The 23573-nt window shown below is 57.7% G+C and carries 21 protein-coding genes; 14 read left to right on the top strand and 7 right to left on the bottom strand.

What is annotated here, in order from left to right:
• Positions 1–140: 140 nt before the first annotated feature.
• The 4 genes from ugpB (at position 141) to P3R82_RS11350 (ending at position 4315) form a co-directional block, all read left to right on the top strand.
• Positions 141–1448 (top strand): sn-glycerol-3-phosphate ABC transporter substrate-binding protein UgpB, encoded by a 1308-nt coding sequence (gene ugpB, locus P3R82_RS11365; RefSeq protein WP_283193886.1) that lies wholly within the window; start codon positions 141–143, stop codon positions 1446–1448.
• A 70-nt stretch (positions 1449–1518) separates the two neighbouring features.
• Positions 1519–2400 (top strand): sn-glycerol-3-phosphate ABC transporter permease UgpA, encoded by an 882-nt coding sequence (gene ugpA / locus P3R82_RS11360; protein WP_112436711.1) that lies wholly within the window; start codon positions 1519–1521, stop codon positions 2398–2400.
• A gap of 8 nt (positions 2401–2408) precedes the next feature.
• Positions 2409–3257, top strand: a complete 849-nt coding sequence (ugpE, locus tag P3R82_RS11355) for a sn-glycerol-3-phosphate ABC transporter permease UgpE (RefSeq protein ID WP_111563808.1) — start codon at positions 2409–2411, stop codon at positions 3255–3257.
• Positions 3257–4315, top strand: a complete 1059-nt coding sequence (locus P3R82_RS11350; protein WP_283193938.1) for a sn-glycerol-3-phosphate import ATP-binding protein UgpC — start codon at positions 3257–3259, stop codon at positions 4313–4315. The genes ugpE and P3R82_RS11350 overlap by 1 nt, the downstream gene beginning before the upstream one ends.
• 591 nt (positions 4316–4906) lie before the next feature.
• Here P3R82_RS11350 and P3R82_RS11345 read toward each other — a convergent pair.
• Together P3R82_RS11345 and P3R82_RS11340 are read right to left on the bottom strand one after the other, a co-directional pair.
• Positions 4907–5185 (bottom strand): hypothetical protein, encoded by a 279-nt coding sequence (locus tag P3R82_RS11345; protein WP_162718163.1) that lies wholly within the window; start codon positions 5183–5185, stop codon positions 4907–4909.
• A 479-nt stretch (positions 5186–5664) separates the two neighbouring features.
• Positions 5665–6189, bottom strand: coding sequence for an NUDIX hydrolase (locus P3R82_RS11340; RefSeq protein WP_111563806.1), 525 nt, complete (start codon positions 6187–6189; stop codon positions 5665–5667).
• A gap of 537 nt (positions 6190–6726) precedes the next feature.
• Between P3R82_RS11340 and P3R82_RS11335 the strand changes: the two genes are divergently transcribed.
• Together P3R82_RS11335 and P3R82_RS11330 are read left to right on the top strand one after the other, a co-directional pair.
• On the top strand, positions 6727–7617 hold the full coding sequence (locus tag P3R82_RS11335) for a porin family protein (protein WP_283193885.1): 891 nt from the start codon (positions 6727–6729) through the stop codon (positions 7615–7617).
• Between the two features lie 575 nt (positions 7618–8192).
• Positions 8193–9509 (top strand): MFS transporter, encoded by a 1317-nt coding sequence (locus tag P3R82_RS11330; RefSeq protein ID WP_283193884.1) that lies wholly within the window; start codon positions 8193–8195, stop codon positions 9507–9509.
• A gap of 694 nt (positions 9510–10203) precedes the next feature.
• On the opposite strand, the gene P3R82_RS11325 is transcribed toward P3R82_RS11330, so the two are convergent.
• The 4 genes from P3R82_RS11325 to P3R82_RS11310 form a co-directional block, all read right to left on the bottom strand.
• Positions 10204–11043 (bottom strand): TIGR01459 family HAD-type hydrolase, encoded by an 840-nt coding sequence (locus P3R82_RS11325; protein WP_283193883.1) that lies wholly within the window; start codon positions 11041–11043, stop codon positions 10204–10206.
• A complete protein-coding gene (locus P3R82_RS11320) occupies positions 11036–12139 on the bottom strand; it encodes an FGGY-family carbohydrate kinase (protein WP_283193937.1) in 1104 nt (367 codons plus the stop codon). The genes P3R82_RS11325 and P3R82_RS11320 overlap by 8 nt, the downstream gene beginning before the upstream one ends.
• A gap of 170 nt (positions 12140–12309) precedes the next feature.
• Positions 12310–12873 carry a hypothetical protein gene (locus P3R82_RS11315; protein ID WP_283193882.1) on the bottom strand — a complete coding sequence of 188 codons (564 nt, stop codon included), beginning with the start codon at positions 12871–12873 and terminating at the stop codon, positions 12310–12312.
• The gene (locus tag P3R82_RS11310; protein WP_283193881.1) at positions 12836–13393 is read right to left on the bottom strand and encodes a class II aldolase/adducin family protein; all 558 of its coding nucleotides are present in this window, start codon (positions 13391–13393) and stop codon (positions 12836–12838) included. The genes P3R82_RS11315 and P3R82_RS11310 overlap by 38 nt, the downstream gene beginning before the upstream one ends.
• Positions 13394–13571: 178 nt before the next feature.
• Here P3R82_RS11310 and P3R82_RS11305 point away from each other — a divergent pair, with 178 nt between their 5' ends.
• From P3R82_RS11305 to P3R82_RS11280, 6 genes are all read left to right on the top strand, one after another.
• Positions 13572–14351: a DeoR/GlpR family DNA-binding transcription regulator gene (locus P3R82_RS11305; protein ID WP_111563798.1), complete on the top strand. Its 780-nt coding sequence runs from the start codon at positions 13572–13574 to the stop codon at positions 14349–14351.
• Positions 14348–15754, top strand: a complete 1407-nt coding sequence (locus tag P3R82_RS11300) for a carbohydrate kinase (protein WP_283193880.1) — start codon at positions 14348–14350, stop codon at positions 15752–15754. The genes P3R82_RS11305 and P3R82_RS11300 overlap by 4 nt, the downstream gene beginning before the upstream one ends.
• Positions 15751–17295 carry a sugar ABC transporter ATP-binding protein gene (locus P3R82_RS11295; RefSeq protein ID WP_283193879.1) on the top strand — a complete coding sequence of 515 codons (1545 nt, stop codon included), beginning with the start codon at positions 15751–15753 and terminating at the stop codon, positions 17293–17295. Before P3R82_RS11300 ends, P3R82_RS11295 begins: the two co-directional genes overlap by 4 nt.
• 31 nt (positions 17296–17326) lie before the next feature.
• A complete protein-coding gene (locus P3R82_RS11290) occupies positions 17327–18310 on the top strand; it encodes a ribose ABC transporter permease (protein WP_111563796.1) in 984 nt (327 codons plus the stop codon).
• Between the two features lie 65 nt (positions 18311–18375).
• Complete coding sequence (locus P3R82_RS11285) at positions 18376–19314, top strand: ABC transporter substrate-binding protein (RefSeq protein WP_111563795.1); 939 nt, start codon at positions 18376–18378, stop codon at positions 19312–19314.
• Positions 19315–19392: 78 nt separating this feature from the next.
• The gene (locus tag P3R82_RS11280; protein WP_112950108.1) at positions 19393–20292 is read left to right on the top strand and encodes a sugar phosphate isomerase/epimerase family protein; all 900 of its coding nucleotides are present in this window, start codon (positions 19393–19395) and stop codon (positions 20290–20292) included.
• A 361-nt stretch (positions 20293–20653) separates the two neighbouring features.
• Here the strand turns inward: P3R82_RS11280 and P3R82_RS11275 are convergent, their stop codons facing one another.
• A complete protein-coding gene (locus P3R82_RS11275; protein WP_113037615.1) occupies positions 20654–21088 on the bottom strand; it encodes a hypothetical protein in 435 nt (144 codons plus the stop codon).
• Between the two features lie 653 nt (positions 21089–21741).
• On the opposite strand from P3R82_RS11275, the gene P3R82_RS11270 reads away from it, so the two are divergent.
• Entirely contained in the window at positions 21742–22140 is a 399-nt protein-coding gene (locus tag P3R82_RS11270) for a DUF4112 domain-containing protein (RefSeq protein ID WP_283193878.1), read from the top strand.
• 254 nt (positions 22141–22394) lie between these two features.
• Complete coding sequence (locus P3R82_RS11265; RefSeq protein WP_283193877.1) at positions 22395–23432, top strand: IS110 family transposase; 1038 nt, start codon at positions 22395–22397, stop codon at positions 23430–23432.
• Positions 23433–23573 lie beyond the last annotated feature (141 nt).

Raw genomic sequence — 23573 nt, 5'->3', positions numbered from 1 at the left:
ATCGCCGCGCGGCGTTATTTGTGACAGGAAGCCAATTTGAAGCCGGCTACTGGCTTTGACAGATGTGCGGCGTGGCTGACGGGGAGGTCGGCCGCGCCACGCAGGCGCAATGTGCGCGAATTGACCCAAAGGGAGGAAATATGTTTCGTCATCCAATCGCGATCGGCTTTGCCGCGGCCCTTCTTTCAAGCACGATTGCCGGCAGTGCGTTTGCCGCAACGGAGTTGCAGTGGTGGCATGCCATGTCAGGCGCCAACAACGAGGTCGTCGACCAGCTCGCCAAGGAATTCAACGGGGGCCAGGCCGATTACAAGATCGTTCCGGTGTTCAAGGGCACCTATCCCGAGGCACTGAACGCCGGCATCGCAGCCTTCCGCGCCAAGAAATCGCCGGCCATCCTTCAGGTCTTCGACGCGGGCAGCGGCGTGATGATGGGCGCCGAAGGGGCCATCATGCCGGTCGCCGAAGTCCTCGAGAAGGGCGGGTACAAATTCAGCAAGGACGAATATCTGCCGGGCATCGCGGCCTACTATTCCAAGCCGGACGGCACCATGCTGTCGTTCCCCTATAACTCTTCCTCGCCGATTCTCTATTACAACAAGGACCTGTTCAAGAAGGCCGGACTTGATCCAGAGGCCGCGCCAAAGACGTGGCCCGAGGTCATCGAGGCCGCCAAGAAAATCAAGGCAAGCGGCGCTGCCTGCGGTCTGACGTCGACCTGGCTCACCTGGATTCAGACAGAGAACTTTGCCGCATGGAACAATCTCTCTTACGGCAGCAACGAAAACGGCTTGGCGGGTACGGACGTCAAACTCGCGTTCAACACGCCTGACTTCGTCAAGCACTTTCAGGATATCGCCGATCTCGCCAAGGACGGTACGTTTCGCTATGGCGGTCGCACGTCTGAAGCCAAGCAACTCTTTACGTCGGGCGAGTGCGCTATCCTGACGGAATCGTCCGGCGGCCTGGGCGATATCGTCAAAAGCGGCATGAACTATGGAATTGGGCAATTGCCTTACGAACCGGGGGAGGGCCGCCCGCAAAACACCATTCCCGGCGGCGCAAGCCTTTGGGTCTTCGCTGGCAAGAGCGACGCCGAGTACAAGGGTATCGCCGAGTTCTTCCATTTCCTGTCGCAGACCAAGATCCAGGCGCGCCTTCATCAGGTGTCGGGCTACATGCCTGTGACCATGGCTGCCTATGAGGAGACGAAGAAGTTAGGCTTCTACGAGAAGAACCCGGGTCGCGAGACCCCGATCCTGCAGATGATGGGCAAGGTGCCGACGGAGAACTCCAAGGGTGTTCGTCTCGTCAACCTGCCGCAGGTTCGCGACATCATGAACGAGGAGTTCGAAGCGATGCTCGCGGGCAAGCAGGATGCCAAGGCCGCTCTCGATAAGGCTGTCGAGCGAGGCAACGCGGCCATCCAGCAGGCGATCGCCAAGTAAGCTTGATCTATTGATCATCCGTGCTCACGGGCGCGGATGATCACCTCGCTTCGCTCAAGGGGGTCTCCGCGTGCAAAATGTCGTCTTCCCGAATAAAGTCCTTCCGTATTTTCTGTTGGCGCCGCAGATCGTTCTGACGGTCGTGTTTTTCTTCTGGCCGACCAGTCAGGCGCTTTATCAATCCATGCAGCGGGAAGACCCGTTCGGGCTAAAAAGTGGATTTGTCGGCCTGGCGAACTTTCGCAGGATCCTGAGCGATCCAAGCTACATTCATTCGCTTCAGGTGACAGTCGTGTTCAGTGTGGCGACCGCGGGGCTGGCGATGATCGTGGCATTGACGCTTGCAACCGCCGTCGATCGTATAAGGCGGGGACAGACATTCTATCGCACTCTGTTGATCTGGCCTTACGCCGTGGCTCCCGCGGTCGCGGGCATGTTGTGGCTCTTCATGTTCAATCCGGCGATGGGAAGCTTCGCCTATATGCTGCGGCGGGCTGGATTTGCCTGGGATCCGCTCTTGAACGGCGGGCAGGCCATGGTCTTGGTCATTGTCGCGGCCGCATGGAAGCAGATTAGCTACAACTTCCTTTTTTTTGTCGCCGGCCTTCAGGCGATCCCGAAATCATTGATCGAAGCGGCATCCATCGATGGCGCGCGCGGGAGCCGTCGGTTCTGGACGATCGTGTTTCCCTTGCTGGCGCCGACCACGTTCTTTCTGCTCGTCGTCAACACGGTCTACGCCTTCTTCGACACGTTCGGGATCATTCATGCCGTGACTGGTGGAGGACCTGCCAAGGCGACCGAGACATTGGTCTACAAGGTCTACAATGACGGTTTCGTCAATTTGGATCTCGGCTCATCCGCTGCCCAATCCGTCGTCTTGATGATCATCGTGATTGCGCTGACCGCCGTGCAGTTTCGCTTCGTCGAACGCCGCGTCCACTACGCTTGAGGTTTGAGATGATCGACCGGCGCCCCATTGCAAGTATCACAGGCCATCTGATCCTCGTGCTCGGGATCATCATTGTAGCCTTCCCGATCTACTACACGTTCGTCGCATCGACGATGACGTCGGCGCAGATACTGCGCCCACCAATCACCATGCTGCCGCAAGGCCATTTCGCGGAGAATTACGGCGACGCCCTGGTCGGTGGGGTCGAGAGGGTCGTCGGAGTCAGCCTCGAGCGGATGATGTTCAACACGATTGTCGTCGCGGCCCTGATCGCCATCGGCAAGATTATCATTTCCTTCCTGTCGGCTTTCGCGATCGTGTTCTTCCGCTTTCCGCTGCGGATGGTGTTCTTCTGGATGATTTTCGTGACGCTGATGTTGCCCGTGGAGGTCCGCATCCTGCCGACATACAAGGTCATCGTCGATCTGGGCATGATCGACACCTATGCGGGGCTGACCCTTCCATTGATGGCATCGGCGACTGCGACGTTCCTGTTTCGGCAGTTCTTCCTCACGATACCCGGCGAATTGGTGGAGGCCGCCCGTATCGACAATGCAGGGCCGTTCCGTTTCATGCGCGATATCCTGCTTCCGCTTTCACGCACCAACCTGGCGGCGCTTTTCGTCATTCTCTTCATTTACGGCTGGACGCAGTATCTCTGGCCGCTGCTTGTGACCAACGACGCGAGCATGTCGACGATCATCATCGGACTGCGCAAAATGGTCGATTTCGCCGACGCGGCGACGCCTTGGAACCTCGTTATGGTCACCGCAATTCTTGCAATCATTCCCCCGATCCTCGTTGTCGTCTTGATGCAGCGCTGGTTCGTGAAGGGCCTCGTGGAGACAGAGAAGTAATGGCAAGCATCACGATCAGGGACGTTCGCAAGACATATGCAGGTGGCTTCGAGGCGATAAAGGGAATCTCGCTCGACATCGCCGACGGTGAGATGGTGGTCCTCGTCGGACCGTCCGGATGTGGGAAATCCACGCTCCTGCGGATGATCGCGGGATTGGAAGCGATCTCCTCCGGAGAAATCGCGATCGACGGGCGCGTTGTCAACGCTTTGGAACCATCCGAGCGGGATATCGCGATGGTTTTTCAAAACTACGCGCTTTATCCGCACATGACCGTCAGGCAGAACATGTCCTATGGTCTGAAAAACCGAGGAATGGCTGCGGCCGAGATCGAACGACGGATTGCTGCCGCGGCGTCTTCGCTGGAGATTGGTTCCCTGCTCGAGCGCAAGCCACGCCAGCTGTCGGGCGGCCAGAGGCAGCGCGTCGCGATGGGCAGGGCAATCGTGCGCGAGCCGAAGGCATTTCTGTTCGACGAGCCGTTGTCCAATCTCGATGCGAAGCTGCGTGTGCAGATGCGGGTGGAGATCCGCAAGCTGCAGCGCACGCTGTCGACGACAAGCGTCTACGTGACCCATGATCAGATGGAGGCCATGACGCTCGCCGATCGTCTGGTCGTGCTGAACGGCGGGAAGATTGAGCAGGTCGGCACGCCGATCGAACTTTACGAGCGGCCAGCCACGACCTTCGTGGCGGCGTTCATAGGTTCGCCAGCGATGAATTTGATTAGCGCCGAAGCGCTCGCCGTTGATGCCCCCGGGGTATCGCTCGCGCCTAACGTGTCGACGATCGGAATTCGCCCTGAGGACTTGAACGTCGCGGACACTCTATCGAGTTCCATGTTGGGTCTGGCTGTCGACATTGGCGCCATCGAACTCGTCGGCGCGGAAAGCTATGTCCACGCCACGACCATCGGGGGCGTGGAGATCATTTTCCGAACGGCGGGTCGTTCAGTGATGACAATAGGCAGCCGAGTGATCCTTCAAGCTGGAACAGGCGCTGTGCATTTCTTCGATCGTCATGGGCGTCGCGTCGCGACACCTGTCGGATTGTCATGACCTGAAACCATCGCGTCGGGGTGTTTGGCATCAACGGCACGATCCATACGCGAACCTATATCGCGCACCAGGAGGTCGCGGCTAGCGCCCCGGTGAACAGCCTGCATGGGAAACATGGCGAGAAGGATGATGGAGAGTAAATCTGGACGAATCGCGCCGAAGGTATGCCAATGCAATTGGTTCAGCGGATACTTGTGACCACAGGTGGGCCCGGTTTTTCCCAAGAGATGGCCGATGAGGGATGAGGGACCGCGCGGCGCGGCCGCGGAGCACGGGAAGAGGCGGGTGTGCGTGGAGCCGTTAGCCTTCAATCCATGGACCGCCACACTTATCTGAAGCGTCGATAACGGCGATGTCGCGCCCGTCATCTTCGACGTGTATCAGGTCGAAGTCAGCGCGGTGCGGGAGCGTATCAAGGAACTGGACCAGAGGACCTTTAACCGGGGCCCCCCCTCAAGGCAGCGAGGCGCGTCGAAGGGGTTGAACCAAAACCGCTCCTGGTTGCTCTTCGACCATGCTGGTCAAGACGGTCGGCCACATTAAAAGCCCCCGGACGCGGCAAATCGGAGTGGACCACGCAAATGCGTTGTGTCAATCCGCCCAATCGAACTTGCCATGCATTGGGGAGTAGTTTCTCACAAAATATGCTGCTTCCTCCTCCAGATTGGAGATCAGCTCTTTATATTCGTCAATTTGTGATCGTGGCGCGTGACGTGCTGTCAAGGCATTGAGATGAATGACAGCAAGACTGTAGCTTTCGAAAAGATCGGAGAAGCCAGGCTGTGTACCCCGCACTTCTCGTATCTCGGGAATTCTCATTGCAAGTAGTGCTCGACCATGCACCACGTGATTAATACGGTCCCGGAGCATATCCTCTCACCTGTCTCTCAGCTAATCACAAGCCCATGTTAGTCGAAAATGTCATGTCAGTCGATGATTTGGTCGGGCCGTGCGTCACTATCTCGCTAAGGCGGCCATCACGACACGCCCCGCCATCTCATCCCAGGTAAAATGAAGCCATGGTAGTCGAGGGAGGCGGCCGGAAGCATCTGTGCTTCACGGCGGAGAGCTTCCACGGTCGCGGCTCACCGTCAAAGCCGCCACGCGAGGTCTAATGCACGGAGGTGATCCTCTCGATGGCGTGGCGGATGAATGCGAGAGGCTATCGCCATTCCGGCGCGCCGAGCCGCCACCATGAGCCAGCCTTCACCAATGAACAAACCAGAATTGAGCCGTGAATCTGATGATCTGGGGCTCATCATGTGTCAGTCTCGTTTTTGAAGCTTTGCTCTGGTTACCCCCGCGGCATGTCCTTCGGCGTGAAGGTGGCTCACCCCGATTATTCCGCGTTAGGTACCCTGGCGCTTGCCCTTCGGTTTAAAGTCAACGAGCAAAGATTTCAGTTCCAACTCGCGCACGCGTCGCGCGGCTTCGTCCGGCTCGACCCACGCAAGTCGACGTTGTCCCTTCTCCTTGAACTCGTCTTGCTGAACCGTAACCTCTATCTGGAAAAGGTCAACGATTGTTGGAACGACATCACCGTCGTCGAGGAATTTCAGGTAAGTGTAGCGTCCGACCGCGGCTTTACGGACGGTACCCCGAACCCCGGCTTCCTCCCAAGCCTCGATCGCGGCGGCCTCGTGGGGCTTTTTCTTCTTCATTGGCCAGCCCTTGGGCACAACCCAACGGCCCGTATCCCGCGACGAGATGATCAGAACCTCGATCTTCGATGTCACGCCGACGTAACGGAAACAGACGGCGCCATATTGCTGCCGGAACGCGCCCGTGAAAAGCTTTTCCGGTTCGTCGGCGAGTTGCGCCAATAGCGATCGGCGCTTCCTTGGGCTATCAGTGCTCTGTTTCTTACCTGGCATATGGATCATCCGTGCAACGGCACACGCTAGCGGCCGCGGAAGATGATATATAGGGCAGACGCTCCGTCTACGCGACGTGGGGAACGCAATCCACAGGATTGAAATCAATCATGGTCGCGAGACGTGTGGTGGATCATACTACTTACTCTTTGGGATCGAAGAGGCCAGGTGCGACTGAGCGCTCACCTTGTCGCGATGAAGTCATGTCGAGGCGCCGCCGGCGGACCGCGTCCAACGCCGGCGAAGTGGGGACGCCGGCCGCGGCGGTCGATAATTGCCTCACGGACCGTGCACTCACCGGGTGCGCCCCTAGCGATGCGCCTGGTCACCCATTGGTCTGAAGCGATTGCCCGGCGGTGCCCAATTTTCTCGCGTAAGAACATTGCATCCGGTGGGGCAAAAGCGCCCGTCTAAGCGTCCGCGGTTATTGTCGAAATAGTCGCAATTATCCGCCTCTCAACGTCCTATCAGCTGGCCATTAGCCCACCCAAGCCGGGCCGCGCTAGGCTTCGTCAGAATGTTCGTGCGGCTATCGGGGTGGGTGGTCGTGGCAAGCGCAACCCGGCGTTGCTATTATGTCACGCTGCTTTCGTTATCGTCGTGGGTGGGTGGAATGCCGCTAAATCTTCTCTACTTGCGAAACCTGAAGCCCACGAACTCCTCGTGGCGCGTAAGTCTGGGTTCGCAATGAAAATTTCAGCTCTTGTTCTCACCGCTCTTATTTCCTCCCCGTCCTCGCTCCTTGCGGCGGACCTGGTGGCTCCCGTTGAGCAACCGGCTGTTGCGCGGTCGGTATCCGGTTTTTACATTGGTTCGCTCTCGTCCGTGAACTTCCTGGATGATACTAGTTTTGGTGTCGGCGGCACGACTGTCGAAACTGATTATGATGTCGGCTTCTATAGCGCCATCCGCGCTGGCTATGACTTTGGAGCATACGGTTTCGTTTCGCCGCGCGTGGAATTGGAACTGGGCTACGGCACGGCTTCGGTCGACGAGCATAGTATCGCTGGCGTAGGTCTCGGCGGCATCAACTCTTTTGGCGATGCCCGTTCGATCCAAGGTTACGTGAATGGATACCTTGATATTCCGCTGGCCGCGGACGGAGCTTTAAGCGCCATCACCCCGTATGTTGGCGGCGGTGCCGGCTTCATGAACCTCGACCTTCGCAAGCAGGGAGTAGCGGGTGTTGCAACGTTGATGGACGACAGTGACACAGCATTCGCCTATCACCTGGATGCGGGTGTCGGGATCAATCTGCAGGCTATCGGGCTATTTTCCGATGTCTCTCTTTTCGATAACACGACCCTCGACATTGGATACAGGTTCACGGCCGCGGATAATTTTGATTTCACTTCGCAAGCGGGTACCTCATCAAGCACGGATTTCCGCAGCAACGCTGTGACGTTCGGCTTTCGCAAGAGTTTCTGATGACGTGGGCGCAGCGCTGGGACCCACGCTGCGCCACCGAAATGTCCGTCATTATGTGGTGCTGGCTCGGCTCATGGTGCGTCATTTCCCCAGCGGGCCACCTGATAAAACCAACACTGGCACGCGCAAGCAGCCGGGGCAGTTGCCGCGAGTCGTTGGTTGAAGAGAGACGTCGGCGTGACGCCATTGCCGATCGGCAACGCATGCTCCGACCGCATTCTGAAAGCCGCGTGCCGTTCGGCAACTCGGCTCCACGCGCGATGTCGCGCTCTTGGCAAGCAAGTGTTGTATCAAGAGACACGACTGCTCGGCCGGCGTTGGAAGCGTCCAAACCCGGCTGATCGCCTGCATCGAAATTCTGACAATCTGCCCGTGATGCGTGGTAATGCGGCAAGCCTGAGGATAATCGGTCGAGCGTTGCCCTTCACAATGCCCTGTCCATCGTTACGTGCCATGGCTTGACAGGGTTGGCCGCGCGTTCCTGAAAATCGGTTGTGACAAAGCTTTTCTCCCCATGGTTGATCGGTGGGTCGGCGGACCTATCTCCACTCCATCCCGCATGAGGAGGAACCGTTGTGGTTGTCGAAAGAAAACTGATCTCGAAAATTACCTGGCGCATGATGCCGTTTCTCGGCCTACTTTACCTGATCGCCTACATCGATCGTCAAAACGTGAGCTTCGCCAAGCTGGAAATGGTTGATGCGCTAGGCATGAGCGAATACGCATACGGCCTAGGCGCATCACTGTTTTTCATTGGCTATTTCATCTTCGAGGTTCCTAGCAACCTTCTCTTGGATCGGTTCGGCGCGAGCAAGTGGTTTGCCAGGATTTTGATTTCGTGGGGTCTCGTCACCATCGCGTTGGCCTACACGCAGAACGCCACCATGTTTTACATACTACGCTTCCTTCTCGGGGCATGCGAGGCCGGCTTCTTTCCGGGCGTGCTGTACCTTCTGACCCTTTGGTACCCGTCAGCATATCGAGGGAGAATGGTAGGGTTGTTCATGATCTTTTCAGCCGTGGCAAACGCGGTAGGCGCACCATTGGGCGGCGCGCTGCTTGATCTGGACGGCCTTTATGGCCACGCGGGCTGGCAGTGGGTTTTCCTCGCGACCGGCATCCCCGCCGTCATCGCCGGGTTCGTCACCCTGTTCTACCTCTCTGATAGGCCAGAGCAGGCAAAGTTCCTCAGTCTTCAGGAAAAAGGCTGGCTGAAGGATCGATTGGCTTCGGAAAATTCGGGCATGGAAGCGAACGCCGGCAACGGTTTTAAAGCCCTAATCAACCCCCGCGTTTTGTTGATGTCGGCTTGCTATATCGGGTTTCCGCTCGCGGCCTACGGTCTAAGCTATTGGCTGCCCACGATCGTCAAGGGCTTCGGCGTGAGCAACACGGCCAACGGCTTTCTCAACATCATCCCGTGGGTTCTTGTCGGGATCGCGCTCTACGTGATCCCCGCGCAGGCGGATAAGGCTCCCGCCAAAACGCCGTATATCGTCATTCCCGCGGCGATTGGAGCAATCTGCTTGGTCCTCTCCGCCATTATCTCCAACCATATCATGCAATTCACCTTCTTGAGCATCGCTGCTGCGGGAATATTCGCTGGCCAGCCTGTCTTTTGGAGCCTTCCATCACGCTTTCTCAAGGGCGCTGGCGCCGCCGCGGGTCTTGCGGCAATCAACTCGGTGGGCAACCTTGGAGGTTTCGTCGCGCAAAACGTAGTGCCGTGGATCAAGGATTCGACAGGCAGCACTATCGCGCCCATGTTCTTCCTCGCGGCGTGCCTGGCGCTCGCGGCTCTTCTGGTTCTCGTCATTGGTCGCATGATACCCCGGGTTCCAAATACGGACACGGCTCGCGGGAATATGGGAGTTTCGGATTGCGTTCGATAGTCGTGCCCGAGAACACTCGTGGTACCATCAATACGCCCCGGGCGCTCGTCCGTCCACCGGCGTCAAGGCGGTCATCGGCCGCCGCTTCTCACCGAGTCAGGCTGGACACCTATCGATGACACAAGAATGGTTGTTCCCTCGGCCTGACCTTGATGGGGGCATTGTTGGGCTTGCTGAGCTTCCACCCGCGCCGGAAATCGGGGGGCGTCATTCGGCGGGGGCTATTTCAGACGTAGCCTTGATGCTCGCCGAATGGAACATTTTCACTGAGGTTCCCCTTGCCAATTCGCTCGCTTTCGCCTGACAAATGACTGTCTGACTGCTTGGCCTCTCGAGCTCGGTCTTCAGGTGAAGGATGAGACAGATGGCCTGAAGGTAATTCCTCATCCCCGAGGTTTTGTTGGCGACCTTCGTTGTTCTTGTGCTCCAAGCTGGCAGTGATCGCGGATTGTCTCTCAGCTACCCATGCTACATCCGGTTCCGCGAGCGAGATACTGCGATCGACCCGTGTCGGGTTTGACGGTGCGGTGGACGATACTGAGGAAAGCCGCTCAACCAATTTGGATTTTCCTTGCTCAAGATCCTAGGTAGTGAATGCGCCGCGAACCGCAAGCCCACAAGTATACCAACGTAGGATCGCCAATTCGCCTCGGGGGCGGCCGGGCCTGTTTCGGTGTGCCTACGATCTCAACATTCACAATGAAAAGCGCGCCAGAAGGAAGTCTGGGTAGGCGCTAGACCGCTCAGCAATCCTCGCGAGTTCGTCCTCGCTCTGGCCAGCCAGGATACCCGTTCCCACTAGGACTGAGCCTAGACCTGCGATGTTCGCTCCAAGGATGTCGTGCTCAATGCTGTCTCCGATACAGACAACGCGGTTCTGCTCATCTATTGCAGCTACTTTGAGGGCATACTCGTAGATTTCGGGAAATGGCTTTCCAACCCAGCGCACGCTCCCGCCCAGTTCCTCGTAGAGTTTTGCAATGCTCCCGGCTCCGGGCGCGATCCGGCCCTCATGTAGCTTGTGGATGTCTGGATTGGTGCAGAAGCATGGGATGCCGTTTACCGCGGCTGGGAGCAGCATCTTCCGATACTCATCCATTGAGATCCGCTCGGCCTCGCTGCCCGAAATAATAACGATATCAGCGCCGCGCGCGGCACCGGTGGACGCAAGCCCGAGACGATCCGCTAGGTCGGTGTCTCCTCCGCTGGAAACCGTGAAACACCGTGCGGATTTCGCGACACCTGATCCCTCTTTTGAGAGGAGGTCAAACGCGACATCGCCGGAGGTCACGAAGCGTTCGAAGCTTTCCGCCGCGAAGCCAAGTCTGACCAGTCTCTCGCTGTTGTAATCTCCGCTCCGCCCGGAGTTCGAAAGAACGATCGCGCGCTTTCCTTGCGAGGCAAGCCACGACAATGCTTTGACAGCCCCTTCATAAGGCCCGATGTCGTCGCGCAGGACGCCAAACTGATCAATCAGAAATACGTCGTACGTCCGCGTCAATGCCGCAAGGTCGGTTTTTGTCGGGTTAAACATGCTGGTCCCTGTTGGCTAGAACAAGGGTAGCGATCCCCACAGCGGCCTCAACCGATTTCGCTGGTAGTGGCTCGAGCCCGATCGCCCGGGCTCTCATTGCCGTCCAGGCCGGGTTTTGTGCGCCGCCGCCCACCGTGCGTAGGGTTCTTAGGGCGGGGGAACCAAGTTCACGCAAGCGATCGTAACCCAGGCGCTCTATCTCGGTCATTCCCTCCAGGAGACCTTGGAAAAACGCCGCGTCGTCCGCGGGTCGCGGCTCAAGGCGCGGCAGATAGTGCGGATCATTGATCGGAAAGCGCTCACCCGGCCTAAGGAGTGGGTAATATCCCAAACCTAGCGGCTGATTAGGGTCAATCGCGGTCGTCAGGGCCGTCAGCCGGTCGTCACCTATCAACGCACGGAGCACGTTTCCACCACTGTTCGATGCGCCGCCCACCAGCCAGAAATTGCCCACCCGGTGTGAATAGACCCCGAACTCTGGCGCATTGATCGGTTGATCGGACGCTAACTTTAATACGATCGTCGAACCAAGAGCGGTGACCGCATCCCCGACGGCTGAAGCGCCCGTGGCAAGGAAGGATGCACATCCATCGGTGGTGCCCGCGTGGTACCATGCCGAAGCGGGGACACCCAGTTGACTGAGATATCCTGATACTTGGGCAATTCGCGCGCCGGCGCGGTAAACCCTGGGCAAGCTAGCGATGTCCATGCCCGCCGCTTCGATCCACGCCGGCCATTTCTGGCTTTCGAGATCAAAACCTGATTTGAGCGCGTTGTTTTCATCACTGGGCCGTCCTGGGCATCCCAGCTTCATAAGGATCCAGTCCGCCTGGTGCACGATGGCGTCAACCTCGCGGTCATGGGACAGGTAAATAGCGCGCGCCAAGCCTGAGTTCGCGCCGACGGCCGTCGCGCCGTCGGGCGCATGTCGCGATATACGGGCCACGACGTCCGCATCGGGGCACGGCTCGTTGTACATCAGCGCTGATCCGGTGGCTTCGCCCGAAGCGTTTAGCGACAAGACCGTTCCAGACGTCCCGTCGACGGCGACGCCCTCGACCCCATGAAGGTCGATTGTCGCGGTGAGTTGTTCCATCGCTTCTTTCACTCGCCGCCACCAAGCCGCAGGGTCACGCAGTTCGTCATTGGATCTGAACGGCGATGCGGCAAACGCTACTGGAGTGCCGTCAATGTCGATGGCGGCCGCGCGAGCGCCCGATGTTCCGATATCAATTCCAATGGCGACAGCTGATCCAGCATTCTTGGTCACGCTGTTTGCCTCGCCGATTCACGATCGAGCGCCTGTCGATATTGCTCGGCCTCCCAGTTCATCAGCTCGTATTCATCGCTTTCGGACAGGTAGACCACATTGCTTTCACTGGGGATGCGGCCAACCACCTCGGCCAAGCAGCGTGCCATCACTTCACCGCCAGCGGTCAATGAGCTCGACAATAGAACGCCTTTGTCTGGGACAATCAACATCTTCGGTACGTCCCGACCCTCGTTGTGCAAGGCAGCTTGGAAATCTGCCGCGCTTTGGCCGTCCTGCAGCACGCCGATCTCGGTTCCGAGGAAGATCACATGGTCGGGATACAGGGATCCCCCCAAGGCGATTGCCCGGTTGACCTCGGACAATGCGACCGCATGACTGTCGTGGTCTCGCGCAGGATGGAATCCGGATCCTTCGGCAATAGCGTCGAGTGTCGCGAGATCGGGGCTGATCGTCTCGCGTGTGCCTTGAGCCAGTGCTTTCGTAACGCGTTCAATCCTGTCCGCAACTTCCTCGAGGGTGTCACCACATACGATGATCCCGTGATTGAACAGAATCAAGACATCCGGTCGAGACGCAGCCGCCTTTTTCGATTTCCCTCGCCAACGGGGTTCCGGGGCGTCGGTAGGGGATGGTCACCCATGTGAGGTCCGCAACGGTCCGCATCCGATGCGCCAACTCAATGTCGCGGTCCTCAAGAACTGCGAGTGCGATGGCATTGACACAGTGATAGTGCGCAACGACGGGGTTTTCGAGCGCTGCGTGGAAGCTTGTCTCGATGGAAGGCCTGAGCCCGCTCGAGTTTAGCTCGCTTACTATGAAATCCGTTGATTTTTCCGCGCGCGGGTCTCCGTCGCGCAGTGCAGAGACGAGCCGGTCCACAACCACTGGAACCATGATGTCCTCGGCCTCGGCTTTGGCGAGCCAAGTGCCAGAAGCCTTTACCCACATGACACCATCATCTTTTATCGACGTGTTTCCACCAGCGCCTTGGGTCTTCAGGATGTCGCTTCCGATCTCGCTGGAAAGCCGGAGGAACCCCTTGAACACGTTCGTTTCCCTTAGGTCTGGTCGATCCATGAATGCCTCCTCCTGACGATTGTCGCCCAGTGATGAGCGAACTCTGACGCAACCATATAAATGTGATCGAATATCGTCAACGGTGAAGATTTTACATCTTTGTATGTTGCGATTGTTGATGGTGTGTGATTATAGTTCGTCATCGACGTTAGGGAGAAACGTCAATGGAGGCATATAGTTGAACGATTCCGATCGCCATCGCCTGATCACGGAGATGCTTCAAGAGAGGCCGTTCGCATCCGTGCGCGACCTGCAGGAGCGGCTCGGTGTTTCTCCGGCAACGATCCGACGTGACATCGACAAGCTCGATGAAATCGGCGTCGCCCGAAAAGTATACGGTGGTATCTCCGCGAACGAGTCGGCTGCTTCTGGTCGCCTGTCGGCACGGCCATACGATGAGAATCGCGACATCGCGGTTGATGCCAAGCGCGCTATTGCCGAGAAAGCTGCGAGCCTCGTGCGGGACGGAGACTCGATCATCGTTCACGCGGGTTCAACATGCTACCAGTTGGGACTGCAGTTGGCCCGGCGCAATGTCCGCCTCTATACGAATTCCATGCCGCTTGCTGCCTATCTAGGTGAGCATGGCACTTGCAGCCTTCTCCTCGCTGGCGGCGTTCTATATAGAGAGCCGGGTATCATTCACGATGCGTCGGCTGGCGCGCCGGACTTCTTCGCCTCCCGCTTCTTCCTCGGCACGCAGGGTATTAGCGGCGAAGGGCTCTTAGAGTCGCATCCCCTTTTGACCAAGGCGATCGGTGAACTGAGCAGTTGCGCGGACGAGATCGTCTTGCTGGCGGATAGCCGGAAGCTTTCCATTCAGCCGCGCAACCTTGTCCTGCCGCTTTCGCGTATTGGGACGATCGTCACCGATGACGGCTTGTCGGATGCCGGCGCGAAAATGCTTGAAGACGCGGGGATCACCATCATGATCGCGGCGGTCGGGGGGCAGGGATGACGTCTGGAAGCGCCGTGGCTGTCTTCGATTTAGGCAAGACGAACTCGAAGCTGTTCGTGTTCGGCGCGGATGGATCGATCCTCGCGGAATTAAGGACAAAGCCAGCCTGGATCGAGCGCGACGGAATTCGTGTGCTCGACGATGAAGCGCTTTTTGGATGGATGACAAGCTCACTCCTGAATGCTGTCGAGGATCACGCGGTCGGGCACGTCATGTTCTCAGGACATGGTTGTACCTTCGCGCTCGTCCAAGATGACCATCTGACGCATCCGATCCTCGACTATGAGCAAGAGCCACCAGAGATGCTTAGGCAGCGCATCGATATGTTGGCTCCAGTTTTCAGTGAGACCTACTCGCCCAAACTCCCTCTCGGGTTCAACTACGGCCGGCACATTCTCTGGTTGGAGGCGGCCAAGCCGGAAAGCCTGGGGAGGGCCGACGCGATCCTGGCATATCCGCAATACTGGTCCTGGAAATTTTCCGGCGGCAAGGTGTCGGAAGTCTCCTACATCGGTTGCCACTCTCATCTCTGGGCACCTCTGAACGAGGACTTTAGTAGCTTGGTAGATCGTCAGGGCTGGCGAGAAAAGATGCCGGCGTTTGTACGCGCGGGTGCTGCTATCGGAAATTGGCGAAGCCCGCTCCAAGGTGGTAACCGCGCCGAAGTCCAAGTCCATAATGGCGTTCACGACAGCAATTCGGCGCTTTACTATTATCGCTCGGTTGGGTTCGACGACTTCACGCTCGTGTCAACCGGTACATGGGTCGTCATCTTCAATGCGGCTTGCCCGTTGGATGCCCTCGATGAGCATCGTGACATGCTGGCCAATGTTACCGTCGATGGAAAAGCTGCCCCTACAATCCGTTTCATGGGCGGAAGAGAGTACGAGCTTGCGAGCGGCGGTTGGAATAAGCCCGTTAGTGTTGATGCACTGTCGCAAGTGATTGCAAAGGGCGTCTTCGGTCTGCCGTCTTTTGCCCCAGGTGGTCCGATGCAGGGGTTCAACGGCCGCTTCGTAGGGCCGCTTGTCGAGGGTGAGGAGCGGGCAGCTGCCGCACTTCTCTACGTCACCTTGATGACAGACTTGTGCCTCGATCTGATAAGGTCGGAAAATTCGATCGTCATTGACGGCGGCCTGGTGAAAACAGGTTTGTTTGCCGAGCTTCTCGCTGAGCTCCGACCCTCGCAGGACGTCTACTCAAGCGCGACCGCTGAGGGAAGCGCATTCGGGGCCGCCGCGCTCGTCTTCGAAACCGTCGGGCAATTTCCATTCAGAAATGAAACGACACGGGCAGAACCAATGCCCCTCTTCGGGCTTGAGGCCTATCGCAAAGCTTGGCGATCATTGATCGAGATCGAAGAGGCAGAGGTGGTCCGGCCACGCAAGGAGTTTCACTCATGACAACTGGAGGGAACACGGATCGCGCTCCTGTGCTTGAGATGCGCGACATCAGCAAGACTTTCGGGAGCACCAAGGCTCTGACCAAGGTGTCGCTCACGGTCTACCCGGGAGAAGTTCATGCTCTGATGGGGGAAAATGGCGCTGGGAAGTCAACGCTTATGAAGGTCCTGTCCGGCGCTTATACGGCTGATCCAGGTGGCGCTGTTCTCGTAGATGGCAAGCCGATCGTGGCAGGAGATCCGATTAAGGCCAGGGCAAACGGTATCTCGGTAATCTATCAGGAATTGTCGCTCGCCCCTAACCTCACCGTTGCCCAGAACATGTTTCTCGGAACCGAACCTTCTCGCTATGGTGTCGTGGACAAAGCTGAGGCCCGCAGTCGTGTTGAGCCAATCCTCAAGCAGCTCGGCATCTCATTCGGGCCGTCGCAACCTGTCGCCGCTCTCTCTTTGGGTGAGCGCCAAATGGTCGAGATCGCACGTGCTTTGACGACCAACGCGAAGATCATCGTGATGGATGAACCGACGACCTCACTGACGTCGAGGGAAACCGAACGCTTGTTTGAGGTAATCGCCGGTCTGAAGGCGCGGGGGATTGCTATCATCTATATCAGCCATCGCATGGAAGAGATCTACGCGCTAGCTGACCGGGTGAGCGTGCTGCGCGATAGCGCGTATGTCGGCACGCTTGATCGCAATGATTTGTCCGCCGAAAAGCTCGTGGCAATGATGGTGGGTCGCGATCTGTCGTCCTTCTACAAAAAGGAACACCGTGCACCTCTACAGGCGGCCAAGACTGTCTTGGCCGTCAAGGACATAGGCGATGGTCGCCGCGTGCATGGCTGCTCCTTCGATGCAAAGGCTGGCGAGGTCTTGGGTATCGCTGGCCTTGTCGGCTCAGGTCGAACCGAGCTCGCGCGGCTTATTTTTGGAGCGGACAGCAAGACATCTGGAACAGTGACCCTCGACGGGCGAGAGCTAACCATCGGTGGACCACGTGACGCCATGGATGCCGGGATTGCTTACCTGACCGAGGATCGAAAGGGGCTTGGGCTCTTCCTCGATTTGACGATTAACGAGAACATCAACATCGGCGTTATCGGCAAGGATGCGGGTCGCGGAGGCATACTGAACTTCGCTGCTGCAAAGGAGCGTGCCACCCGGGCTATCAAGTCACTCTCCATTCGTACGCTGAGCGCAAGCATTAACGTCGGAGCGTTATCGGGTGGCAACCAGCAGAAGGCTCTTATCGCGCGTCTTCTCGAGACCAAACCCAGGGTCATCATCTTTGATGAGCCGACGCGTGGCGTCGACGTAGGTGCCAAGTCGGAAATCTACCGGATTATCGACGAACTCGCGCAAAGCGGGATCGCCATCGTGGTGATTTCGAGCGACCTGCCCGAGATCATCGGCATTGCCGACCGTGTGCTTGTCATGCGCGAAGGCCTAATCGCTGGCGAGGTACATGCATCGCCCGATCACCCGATTAGCCAAGAGGCCGTTATGGCCTTCTCCACGGGATCGGCATCCAAGGTAGCCTGAGGCCTGAAACCATAGACAACGGGATTACATCATGACCTCCACATCGACCGATCACACAAACGCCAGCAAGGCAAAATTCAGGTCGACATTGACCGCGCTGGGGATGCTGCCGGTGCTGGTCATTCTGGCACTCGGCTTTCATCTCTTGAGCGGCCGTTTCCTCAGCGTGAACAACCTTTCGATTGTCACCCAGCAGGCCTCGATCAACACGGTGCTTGCCGCGGGCATGACATTCGTCATCTTGACCGGCGGTATCGACTTGTCGGTCGGCTCGATCCTGGCGGCCTCCGCGATGGTCGGTGTCATCGTTTCGCTTTATCCCGAAGTCGGGATGCTGGGTATCCCGGCGGCGATCGGCGTGGGGCTGGCATGTGGCGTGGTCAACGGTGTCATCATCTCGTTCCTCAAGCTGCCACCATTTATCGTGACGCTCGGCTCGTTGACGGCGATGCGTGGCATAGCCCGATTACTCGGCAACGACACGACGGTCTTCAACGCCGACCTCCCGTTTGATTTCATCGGCAACGGCTCTCTTTTCGGAATCCCATGGCTCGCGATCATCGCGCTCGCCACCATTGTAATCTCCTGGTTCATTCTGAAGCGGACCGTACTAGGCACTTGGATCTACGCAGTGGGCGGCAACGTCGAAGCCGCACGGTTGACGGGCATCAAGGTGCCACTCGTCCTACTCTTCGTCTACTCGATGTCTGGGCTTCTCTCGGGCGTCGGTGGAGTGATGTCCGCGGCCCGTCTTTATGCGGCAAATGGTCTGCAGCTCGGTCAGGCTTACGAACTGGACGCGATCGCAGCGGTTATCCTTGGGGGTACCAGCTTCGTCGGTGGTGTCGGCTCGATATGGGGCACGCTGATCGGGGCTCTGATTATCGCGGTTCTGTCCAACGGTCTCATCCTCGTCGGGGTCTCCGACATCTGGCAATACATCATCAAGGGACTTGTCATCATCGTCGCCGTGGCGCTCGACCGCTATCGGCTGAAAGGGCTTAGCCGCACATGAGGTGTGGCTCAAGAAACCGGGATTACCGGAGCAATGGCGCGGGGAGCGCCAAAATGGAGGAAAGTATGCGTCTGTTTTCTAAACTGCTCATCGGTACCGCGCTCGCGGCTGCCGTTGCAATGCCCGCCTCTGCCAAGGAACTTCAGAAGATCGGCATCTCGGTCGGTCTTCTCGGCAACCCGTTCTTCGTCGCCACGATCAAGGGCATCGAAGACCGCGCCAAGGAAATCAACCCGAATGTCCAGGTAACTTCCGTCTCAGCGGACTACGACCTCAATAAGCAGGTCTCGCAGATGGATAGCTTCGTCGCGGCTGGCGTCGACATCATCATGCTAAACGCCGTCGACGCCAAGGCGATCGCGCCAGCTGTAAAGAAGGCGCAGGCAGCAGGTGTGATCGTCGCGGCATTCGACGTTTCGGCGCCCGGCGCTGACGTCACCGTAATGACGAACAACATCAAGGCAGGCGAGGAGGCCTGCAAGTACATCGTCGATCAGCTCAAGGGCAAAGGCGACGTCGTCATCATCAACGGCCCAGCATCGTCTTCGATCATCGACCGCGTCCAGGGTTGCAAGAACGTCCTGACGCAGAGCCCAGACATCAAGATCCTTTCAGACGACCAGAACGCGCAGGGTTCGCGCGACGGTGGCCTGGCCGTCATGCAGGGCCTTCTGACCCGGTTTGACAAGATCGACGCTGTCTTCGCGATCAACGATCCGACAGCGATCGGTGCAGAACTTGCGGCCAAGCAGCTGAACCGGAACGAGTTCTTCTTCACTGCCGTTGACGGCGCGCCGGATATCGAAAAGGCGCTTGCCAGCGGAAACTCGATGATCAAGGCATCGGCTTCCCAGGACCCTTACACTATGGCGGGCGACTCGCTGAAGATGGCAGTCGACTTGTTCAACGGGAAGAAGCCAGCAGAGGCTACCGTCCTCCTCGATCCTCAGCTGATCACGGCGGACAACATCAAGGACTACAAGGGCTGGACCGCGGCTCGTTAAGATCTCCTCACGGTGCCCCGCCGGAACGTCCGGCTTTCGGCGGGGCTCATTCTACAATGAAATCAGGAAATTGATGTCATGTCCAAAATCGGTGTCCACTCGTTTGTCTGGAGTGCGGGGTCTTCAAAAGACGAGATCGAGAGGACCCTCGCGCGGTCCCAAGAGCTTGGTTTCAAACTAGTGGAATTTTCCTACCTAGACCCACAGCAGGTCGATGTTAAGTGGCTTGCGTCCCGCATTCGGGAACTTGGCCTCGATGTCGCGGTAAGCATGGGGCTGCCCGCAGATGGTGATATTTCCAGCGACGATCCGTCAATTGTTGCCAACGGTGAAGCGATTCTCGATCGCGCCGTGGCGCTCGTCCGCGATCTTGGCGGCACCAAGCTGGCAGGCATATTGAGCTCGGCTCACGGGAAACAAGAACGCTCGCTGTCTCGAAAGGGATGGAACCAGAGCGTTGGTACGCTTTCTAAAGTGGCTGATCGTGCAAAGGCCGCGGGCGTGACCCTGAACCTTGAGATCGTCAATCGGTTCGAGAGCAACATGCTCAATACCGCGGCGCAGGGCTTGGAATACATTCGCGACACCGGCGCATCAAACGTCTTCCTGCACCTGGATACGTTTCATATGAGTATCGAGGAGGCAGATGTTGGCCTCGCAATCCGAAACGCCGCGGAAAAGATCGGTTACGTTCATATCGGGGAAAGTCATCGCGGCTATCTGGGAACCGGTAACATCGATTTTGCCTCGATATTCGACGCTCTCGTTGCGATTGGTTGGAACGACTTTGTCACGTTCGAATCGTTTTCGACGACCATCGTCGACAAAGACCTGTCGCTGAAGACCGCGATCTGGAGAAATCTATGGGATGACAACGTCGCCCTGGCAAAACATGCGCTCGCGTTTATCGAACTGGGACTGGAGACGGCGCGGCTCAAGGCTGACTTGGTAAGGGCAGCACATTTGCCGATTGCGTAAGAGCAATTTGGGAGTGCTCTTCTTAAGCTTAAGGTCGACGCATCTCTTCAAGGAGTTGAAGAGAGCGTGAAATGCTACACGATTCCTTTATGACCACATGGACTTCCGGAAACCACAATGAAAGGTCGCCAAGGGAACCCTTTCGAGAACCAGAAGGCCTGTCCGCGCCGGTGAGCAGTTTTGTCGAGACCATCGTTGGGAACATGCCGAACAGCCTTCCAAACCCCATTATTCATGCTGACCAGCAACGAGGTCGGGGAACCCATTGCAACCGATAATTATGCTCCATGTCGCTTTGCGTCGAGCATCAATTGGCCGCCCTTGGGGCTTCGCGCTCGACAATTTGGGCGGGTGGTCCCAATTAGTGCCGTGCGAGCTTCACGGCGTTTTGGTAAATTTCAGTCAGCCGCGTCCGCTCGGTCGCGGTCAGGAGAAGGGCGCAGGCAAATTTCCGCGCGAGGTGGGGATTGGACGCCCGGCATCTCGTACCGGCAGGTATCGGGCGTACCTTGATCCTTTCACCGAGGCCAATGTGATACTGGCTTAAAGTCAATCCCGCCTTGACCAGCAACGCCCGAATATCGGGTCGATCTTCCGCCGCGATCACGCGCGTGAATGCCTCTATCAGGACGGGCTTAGGAATAGGAAGTTCGATCTCGTCAACGAGGTCGTTACCGATGCTATTGTCGCGGACGAACCGCACGAATTCCGACACCGCGTCATTGGCCGCGTCCAAGGCGATGGCATGGCGGCTTTCCGGCGGCGTTTGTGAGAGGAATGGTCCTTCGTAAAGCATTTTGAACTCCTGGTTTTTCTCCAAACGCCGGAGTTTCGGATTGGTTCACCACGTTCGCGGCAATCGTTTCGCTTGACCTGGTTGCAAGCGATCACCGGTGACCCTCATGCTTGAGCGTGGAAACGATGACAAACCAGAGCGGTCTTCCTCGCCGGTCCGACGTAAATGCCAACGCATCCTTTCGTCAAAAAATACCGGGCGACTTAGGCCATGGAACGGTGGGTTGGGTCGGGTGGACCGTCGCCACACCTTCGAGAGGGGAGACCTGAAATGGATACGCGCGGAACTCACCGCGGCAATCCGTATTGTTCCTTGACGGCAAAAGGAGCAACGCGATGCAGCTTATCCGATACACACGTCAGCAACGCTGCGGATGGAAGGGTGACCGTGGAATTCAGGGGAGAAGGCCGAGAAGTGGTTTCAGTCACGATGGCAGGCGGCGACGGGGGCCTTGACGGCGACCACGCGGTTCTTCGCGCAAGGGAGATGATTGTCCAGCTAACGGCATTCGATGACGTTGGTCAGACGCAAGGCGTGGTGCCACCAAGTGGCCGGATGACGCCGGGGAACCATTCGGACGCGGAGCCCATCCCCAGCGCGACGCCAGGCTCCCTTATGCGCGCGGACTGAACGTCTGAAGGAGTCATCACAAGATGGCGAAAACTTCCGCGCGGCTTGGCGGAAATCCAAAATCGGAAGAGGGCAATCCGGAGCAATCGAGGTTTGAAGGGAGTATTGGCGCGGACGATTTGCTCCGCTTGAGGCGGCTTTCCTATGTCGCCTCGCTCATGGACATGGCCGTGGGTATCCCATTGACGCGCCTGCGCATAGGCGCGGTCGCCGTGCGAGGCTTAGTCCCGTTTGTAGGTGACGCCGCTGGCACGCTCGTGAAACTTTACCTGGTCAACGAGGCTCGTCGTCAGATCATTCATGGCTCGAACGTCCTTTATCGAGCCGTGATCCATCAAGACGCGCGGCCCGGCAATGCTTTCGTCAACCCCAGTCAAGATGAAGTTTCGCCACCTCGCGAGTTTGTACTGACAAGCACATGATATCCAACGGGCGTGGGAATGAGATCGTGTCCCATGAGATGGTGTAAGTGCCGACGAGGCCACCGTGCTCTCCGGCAAGGCCGGGAGGATCAACGTGCCACGGCTGGCAAGCTGATGATTGGATCATCGCTCATTTTGCCGATGGTTTCTACTGTCATGTAGCGCGACCGTTGCACCGCCCACTTGATGGCATGGACCGCTCCCTTTTCCTCAGCGAATATGGCGCTGTCTTTTTAGCACGGAGGAGCCATCCCATGCCTGTTGTCACCATTGGTCTTGATCTCGCAAAGACAGTGTTTCAAGCTCACGGCGTCGATGCTGACGGCCAAACTGTTCTTCGCCGCCGCCTTGGACGCGGTGAACTGTTGGCGTTTTTTGCCAAGCTGCCGCCGTGTCTGATTGCAATGGAAGCATGCTCAAGCGCTCATCACTGGGCTCGGGAGCTCGTCATTCTAGGACATGACGTTCGGCTCATTCCGCCGCAATATGTTAAACCCTACGTTAAACGGAACAAGACTGACGCGGCGGACGCTGAGGCGATATGTGAGGCTGCGGGTCGACCTAACATGCGCTTTGTGCCGATCAAGACTCGAGATCAGCAGGCAGTACTCGTTCTGCATCGGTCTCGTTCCTTGCTGGTTCGCCAACGAACGGCATCGATCAACGCTGTGAGGGGATTGGTTGGTGAGTTTGGGCTTATCGCATCGAAAGGCCGCTACCGCATGTCAGAATTGCGGCAGCGCATGAATGCAATGACGCAAGACCAGCTGCCATCGATCGCCTGCCAAGCCATCAATACCCTGTTTGATCATATCGATGTACTTGAAGAACAAATCGCTGCTGTCGAGCGACAGATTGTCGAGTGGCATAAAAGCAGCGAAGACAGCCTTCGACTGGCGACCGCCCCGGGCATTGGGCCTATCACGGCGAGCGCGATCGTAGCAGCTGTGGGAAATGGTCGTCAGTTCCAGTCGGCGCGGCATTTTGCGGCCTGGCTTGGATTGACACCAAGGATGCATGCAAGCGGGAAGAAAGAGCGGATCGGAAGGATCAGTAAAGGAGGGGACCGATATCTGCGGGCGCTTCTAATCCACGGCGCAAGAGCGATTGTCGGTACGTTGTTCCGCAAAAACGTAACACCTCGTCCTTGGCTGCTTGCACTCGCGGCACGCAGACCGACCAACGTCACAGCTGTCGCCGTCGCCCACAAGACAGCACGTGCGTTGTGGGCAATGCTGACACGTGAAGAAAAGTACCGCAAACCAATTGCCGCGGCATTGTCCGCAGCATAAAAACTCCAGCACTGTTCCCACGACCAGTGCTGGTTTGCGAGGGTAAGCGAATGTGATGGCAAACCGGTATGATCCGGGTTCGGCAAAGGCCCATGAAATGATGCGAGCCATATGAGCTCGTCCATTTGTCTGGCCGCCGAT

The organism is Rhizobium sp. AN80A (assembly GCF_030053015.1).
GTDB classification, from domain to species: Bacteria; Pseudomonadota; Alphaproteobacteria; order Rhizobiales; family Rhizobiaceae; genus Rhizobium; species Rhizobium metallidurans.
Note: the sequence above shows the minus strand (reverse complement) of the source record. Positions and strands in the feature narration are given on the sequence as shown.

Bases quoted from the DNA above. Each gene is read 5' to 3' on its own strand.
- ugpB (WP_283193886.1), top strand. From the start codon at position 141: ATGTTTCGTCATCCAATCGCGATCGGCTTTGCCGCGGCCCTTCTTTCA.
- ugpE (WP_111563808.1), top strand. From the start codon at position 2,409: ATGATCGACCGGCGCCCCATTGCAAGTATCACAGGCCATCTGATCCTC.
- P3R82_RS11350 (WP_283193938.1), top strand. From the start codon at position 3,257: ATGGCAAGCATCACGATCAGGGACGTTCGCAAGACATATGCAGGTGGC.
- P3R82_RS11345 (WP_162718163.1), bottom strand. From the start codon at position 5,185: ATGCTCCGGGACCGTATTAATCACGTGGTGCATGGTCGAGCACTACTT.
- P3R82_RS11340 (WP_111563806.1), bottom strand. From the start codon at position 6,189: ATGCCAGGTAAGAAACAGAGCACTGATAGCCCAAGGAAGCGCCGATCG.
- P3R82_RS11325 (WP_283193883.1), bottom strand. From the start codon at position 11,043: ATGTTTAACCCGACAAAAACCGACCTTGCGGCATTGACGCGGACGTAC.
- P3R82_RS11320 (WP_283193937.1), bottom strand. From the start codon at position 12,139: ATGGAACAACTCACCGCGACAATCGACCTTCATGGGGTCGAGGGCGTC.
- P3R82_RS11310 (WP_283193881.1), bottom strand. From the start codon at position 13,393: ATGGATCGACCAGACCTAAGGGAAACGAACGTGTTCAAGGGGTTCCTC.
- P3R82_RS11300 (WP_283193880.1), top strand. From the start codon at position 14,348: ATGACGTCTGGAAGCGCCGTGGCTGTCTTCGATTTAGGCAAGACGAAC.
- P3R82_RS11295 (WP_283193879.1), top strand. From the start codon at position 15,751: ATGACAACTGGAGGGAACACGGATCGCGCTCCTGTGCTTGAGATGCGC.
- P3R82_RS11290 (WP_111563796.1), top strand. From the start codon at position 17,327: ATGACCTCCACATCGACCGATCACACAAACGCCAGCAAGGCAAAATTC.
- P3R82_RS11285 (WP_111563795.1), top strand. From the start codon at position 18,376: ATGCGTCTGTTTTCTAAACTGCTCATCGGTACCGCGCTCGCGGCTGCC.
- P3R82_RS11280 (WP_112950108.1), top strand. From the start codon at position 19,393: ATGTCCAAAATCGGTGTCCACTCGTTTGTCTGGAGTGCGGGGTCTTCA.
- P3R82_RS11275 (WP_113037615.1), bottom strand. From the start codon at position 21,088: ATGCTTTACGAAGGACCATTCCTCTCACAAACGCCGCCGGAAAGCCGC.
- P3R82_RS11270 (WP_283193878.1), top strand. From the start codon at position 21,742: ATGGCGAAAACTTCCGCGCGGCTTGGCGGAAATCCAAAATCGGAAGAG.
- P3R82_RS11265 (WP_283193877.1), top strand. From the start codon at position 22,395: ATGCCTGTTGTCACCATTGGTCTTGATCTCGCAAAGACAGTGTTTCAA.